The sequence below is a fragment of the Mesorhizobium sp. M1295 genome (genome assembly GCF_040318135.1).
Taxonomy (GTDB): Bacteria; Pseudomonadota; Alphaproteobacteria; order Rhizobiales; family Rhizobiaceae; genus Mesorhizobium.
In genome coordinates this window covers 1-4,687 of record NZ_JAMYLU010000061.1, presented here as the reverse complement: position 1 = coordinate 4,687, position 4,687 = coordinate 1, and the positions used below count along the sequence as shown (strand labels likewise).

4 protein-coding genes and 2 pseudogenes are annotated in these 4,687 nt (G+C 60.3%); 4 read left to right on the top strand and 2 right to left on the bottom strand.

What is annotated here, in order from left to right:
• The 4 genes from tnpB to NKH29_RS32350 form a co-directional block, all read left to right on the top strand.
• Positions 1 to 290: IS66 family insertion sequence element accessory protein TnpB (gene tnpB / locus NKH29_RS32365; RefSeq protein WP_353001413.1), on the top strand; the 290-nt coding region annotated here is incomplete at its 5' end.
• Between the two features lie 48 nt (positions 291 to 338).
• A complete protein-coding gene (tnpC, locus tag NKH29_RS32360) occupies positions 339 to 1,868 on the top strand; it encodes an IS66 family transposase (RefSeq protein WP_353001412.1) in 1,530 nt (509 codons plus the stop codon).
• 174 nt (positions 1,869 to 2,042) lie between these two features.
• Positions 2,043 to 2,447, top strand: a complete 405-nt coding sequence (locus NKH29_RS32355; RefSeq protein ID WP_353001411.1) for a polysaccharide deacetylase family protein — start codon at positions 2,043 to 2,045, stop codon at positions 2,445 to 2,447.
• Positions 2,448 to 3,263: 816 nt separating this feature from the next.
• Complete coding sequence (locus NKH29_RS32350; protein WP_353001410.1) at positions 3,264 to 3,752, top strand: NAD(P)/FAD-dependent oxidoreductase; 489 nt, start codon at positions 3,264 to 3,266, stop codon at positions 3,750 to 3,752.
• Position 3,753: 1 nt separating this feature from the next.
• On the opposite strand, the pseudogene NKH29_RS32345 reads toward NKH29_RS32350, so the two are convergent.
• Together NKH29_RS32345 and NKH29_RS32340 are read right to left on the bottom strand one after the other, a co-directional pair.
• Positions 3,754 to 4,056, bottom strand: a pseudogene (locus tag NKH29_RS32345) (integrase core domain-containing protein); the annotation flags it as partial.
• 37 nt (positions 4,057 to 4,093) lie between these two features.
• Positions 4,094 to 4,687: pseudogene (locus NKH29_RS32340) on the bottom strand (IS30 family transposase); the annotation flags it as partial.

Here is a 4,687-nt window from a genome sequence, read left to right as displayed (position 1 = left end):
GAAGTTCTACGAGCAATATCAATACGATAAAGTCGTCCGACTGCCCGGACTCTGACAAGGGGATGCATTATGAAACGAACTGCGCCGACCGCATCAAGCTCGTCTACTTCGACGGCACGGGCGTATGCTTGTTCGCCAAGCGGCTGGAGGATGGCAAGTTCTGCTGGCCGGGCGTTACCGACGGCGTCGTGCGACTGACGGCGGCACAGTTGCAGGCACTCCTGGAAGGCCTCGACTGGCGGCGGGTGCACGAGACGCGCGAGACGCGTGTTCCTATTGCGGCGAGCTGACCATCACATCATTGCCAAATCACTGGAATCCATGCTTGAATCCGCTTCGTGACCGACGCGGCCTCTGCCCTTCCCGACGATCCTCACGCGCTTCAGGCGATGCTTTTGGCCGCGCGTGTGGAGAATGAGAGGCTCCGCCAAATCATCAAGGAGTTGCAGCGCTATCGCTTCGGGCGAAGGGCGGAGAGCCTGCCTGAGGACCAGCTTCTTCTGGGGCTGGAGGAAGCCGAGCAGGTAGAGGCGGAGGGCTTCGCCAGCGCGGAAGCCGCAGACCCTGCAAAGCGGGATGCCCGGGCTCGCAAGCGCCGCGCCAACCGCGGCTCGTTACCCGCCCATCTGCCGCGCGTTGAGCAGGTAATCGATATAGCCGACAAGATCTGCCCGTGTTGCCGAGGCCAGTTGCATGTAATGGGCGAGGACCTCTCCGAACGTCTCGACATGATCCCCGCTCAGTTCCGGGTGATCGTCACCCGTAGACCGAAGTATGCCTGTCGCGCCTGCGAAGAGGTAGTGATCCAGGCGCCGGTTCCAGCCCGCCTCGTCGAGGGCGGCATTCCCACAGAAGCCACGGTGGCTCATGTGCTGGTGTCGAAGTATGCCGACCATCTGCCCCTGTATCGTCAGGCCCAGATCTACGCCCGCCAGGGCGTTAACCTCGACCGTTCGACGCTCGCCGACTGGGTCGGCAAGGCTGCCTTCCTCCTGAAGCCGGTGCATGAGCGGCTGTTCGAGCGGTTGAAGGCGTCGGACAAGCTCTTCGCCGACGAGACCACCGCGCCCGTACTCGATCCGGGCCGGGGGCGGACCAAGACGGGACAGTTGTTCGCCTACGCCCGTGACGACCGCCCGTGGGGCGGGATCGATCCGCCAGGCGTCGCCTATCTCTACGCACCGGACCGCAAGGCCGAGCAACCGATCCGGCATCTTCAGGGCTTTGTCGGAACCCTGCAGGTCGACGGATACGCGGGCTATAAAGCGCTGGCCGAACGCAACGCCGTGAGCCTAGCCTTTTGCTGGTCGCATGTGCGTCGCCGCTTCTATGAGCTCGCGCAGTCCGGCCCCGCGCCGATCGCGACGGAGGCGCTCGCCCGCATCGCCCAACTCTACCATGTTGAGAGCGAGATCCGCGGTCGCTCCCCCGACGAACGCCGCGCCATTCGGCAGGAGAGAAGCCGTTTTGTCATCAATGCCCTTGAGCCGTGGCTTAGGCAGCAACTCACCCTTATCAGCCAGAAGACCAAGCTGGCGGAAGCTATCCGCTACGCGCTCTCGCGCTGGCAAGGTCTGACACGATTCCTCGACAACGGTACGATCGAGATCGACTCCAACGTCGTCGAGCGCGCCATCCGACCCATCGCCTTGAACCGCAAGAACGCACTCTTCGCCGGCTCCGACGGCGGCGCCGAGCACTGGGCAACCATCGCTTCGCTGATCGAGACATGCAAGCTCAACGGCGTCGAGCCTCACACCTACCTCGCTGACGTGATCGCCCGGATCGTCGAGGGCCATCCACAAAGCCAGATCGATGATCTGCTGCCTTGGGCCTACAGCCCTATGCCGCTCAAGGCCGTGGCCTGAGAACAGCGGTTACACAAAGTCAGAGCGGGCAAGGCACTGACTCCAAAGTGGCCCCACGGCAATCATTGCGCCTTCGCAATATCGTTCGACGTAGATCACGAGTCGAACGAATTGCGCAGGGGAGGGCGGTCCTTGGGGAGATTATCCTGGGGGCAGTACGGGAGCCGACGGGGGATGCCCCGGATTTTGGAGCTCCTCAGACGATTCGACGTTCCCGCAACCTTCTTCGTTCCCGCGGTAATCGCTCAACTTTATCCAGACGAGCAACGCGCCATCGTCAACGACGGCCATGAAACCGGGATGCACGGCTGGATACATGAGCTGAACTCCGAACTCAGCGTTGAGAGCGAGCGTTCTTTGATGATGAGGAGCGCCGACGTTCTTGAAAAAATCACCTCAAAACGCCCTACCGGCATCCGAACACCATCATGGGACTATTCAGACGCCACTCTCCAGATCATACGTGAGATGGGATTGACCTACGACACATCCCTAATGGCCGATGATAGTTGCTATGAGCTGCTGGAAAACGAGGAACCAACAGGAGTCATTGAGATACCTGTAGAATGGAATTCGTGACGATGCGACGTATCTGTGGATGAGTTCGGATGGGTTGGTGCGGCCAGATTTATCGCTCGACGACGTGCTGTCTGTATTCGTCCGGGAGTTTGAAGGGGCGTACCAAGACGCTGATTTATTCCAGCTAACTCTGCATCCACACGTGGTGGGATACCGCTCAAGGATTTGGATCGTGGAAGAACTCATTCGATGCGCTAAAGCAAAGGGCGACGTTTGGTTCGCCACACATCACCAGGTCGCGGAGCGTGCGGCCTCATGCCTGTGAACACACGCCACCGTGGAGTCCAACAAGTAACAGAATAAGATCCCGGAATTCAGAAAGCCGATTGCCGGCAATGACAACCCTGAAGGAGGCCGCTGCCAAAATGATGACGGCCGGCCAAGCGATGCGCGCTGGCCCACGCCTCGATCGGTATGGGAACGATGGCAACCCACAAAGACCGAGCTGAAGCCCGCTCTCCCTAAACGCAACCAATGTGGCATTCAAGGTGAGCACGCCATTGGGCTATGGGCGGTCCAGGGACACGCCACAAGAGGCAACCGAGAACGGTGAAATACCCGCCTGTCGCCTGTTGATCGTTGCGCGATTGGCAACTAGCCACGTCCAGGAATGGAGTGCACAGCTTCGGCGACGATGGGGTTAATTATGCAGAATAACATCGCCAGCCGTCCCAAGTAGCACGATCTAGGCGGGATTGTCCCCTAAGCTGTCGTAAAGAATTGCGAGCCACTGGTGCGGCAGCAGCCCACGGAGCGCAATCTGCCTGAACGATGACATGCTTTGGCGCGACATGCCTCAATGCAATAAGGACGCATATGATCACCGCCTCGCCCATTCGCCCTCGTGAATTTTCCATTCGCCATCATGAGGTCCTCATCATCGGTGGAGGAATTGCCGGGTCCAGTCTCGCCTTTCACCTTGCAAAAAACGGCAAAAAAGATGTTGCGGTATTGGAGCGCCACACTCTCACGTCCGGCACAACGTGGCACGCCGCCGGTCTGATCACCCAGACGCGCAGCACGCATACGATGACTGAGATGGCGAAATACACTGCCGAGCTTTACTCCTCGCTCGAGGCGGAGACGGGGCAGGCTACGGGCTTCAAGCGGAACGGCACGCTCGGGGTCGCCAGAACCAAAGACCGGCTTTATGAAACTGCGCGCACTGCATCAATTGCCAAGAGTTGCGGACTTGAGGCCCATATGATTTCGCCGAGCGAGGCGAAGAGACTCTATCCAGCACTCAACGAGTCCATCATTGAAGGTGTGAACCGCCCCGGGTTTTCCGGAGGCCGTTTCGTTTGAGTCACGCGGCTATGGCTGGTTCACCCAACATGGCGTAGTAGCGTTTTTCGGCTTCGGCCGGCGGGATGTTGCCGATGGGCTCCAGCAGCCGGCGATTGTTGAACCAGTCGACCCATTCGAGCGTGGCGAACTCGACGGCCTCGAATGAGCGCCAGGGTCCGCGCCGATGGATCACCTCGGCCTTGTAAAGACCGTTGATCGTTTCGGCGAGAGCATTGTCGTAAGAGTCGCCGACACTGCCCACCGAAGGTTCGACGCCGGCCTCCACCAGGCGCTCGGTGTATCTGATAGAGACGTATTGGGCGGATTCAAGCGGTCGTCGCAACACCGATTGTGTTCACTCATGGCAGCAACTCGTCAAGCGCCTCTGCCGGTGTTTTCCAACCCAGGGTCTTTCTCGGCCGGGCATTGAGGGCCGCTGCCACGGCGGCGATCTCGTCGGCGCTGTGGATGCTCAGGTCGGTGCCTTTCGGGAAGTACTGACGCAGCAGCCCATTGGTGTTCTCGTTGGTGCCGCGCTGTCATGGGCTTTGCGGATCGCAGAAGTAGACCTGGACACCCGCATCGATCGTGAGACGATCGTGCTGGGCCATTTCGGCTCCCTGATCCCAGGTCAGCGAACGGCGTAGCTCTTCGGGCAAGGTGATGATGGTGCGCGTAATCGCGTCACGCACGGCCTCAGCTCCATGTCCCGCGAGCGCAGGCCCGTTCTTCATGCGCGGAGCTTCGCCATGCCCTGCGAGCCGGGGAAGATGCAGTAGCATCGTGAAGCGCGTCGTGCGCTCGACCAGCGTGCCGATAGCCGAGCTGCCAAGACCAAGGATGAGGTCTCCCTCCCAGTGACCCGGCACCGCGCGATCGGCCGCTTCGGCGGGACGCTGACTGATCATGATCTCCGGTGAGACAAAGCCCTTGCCTCGCCTACGTACGCGCGC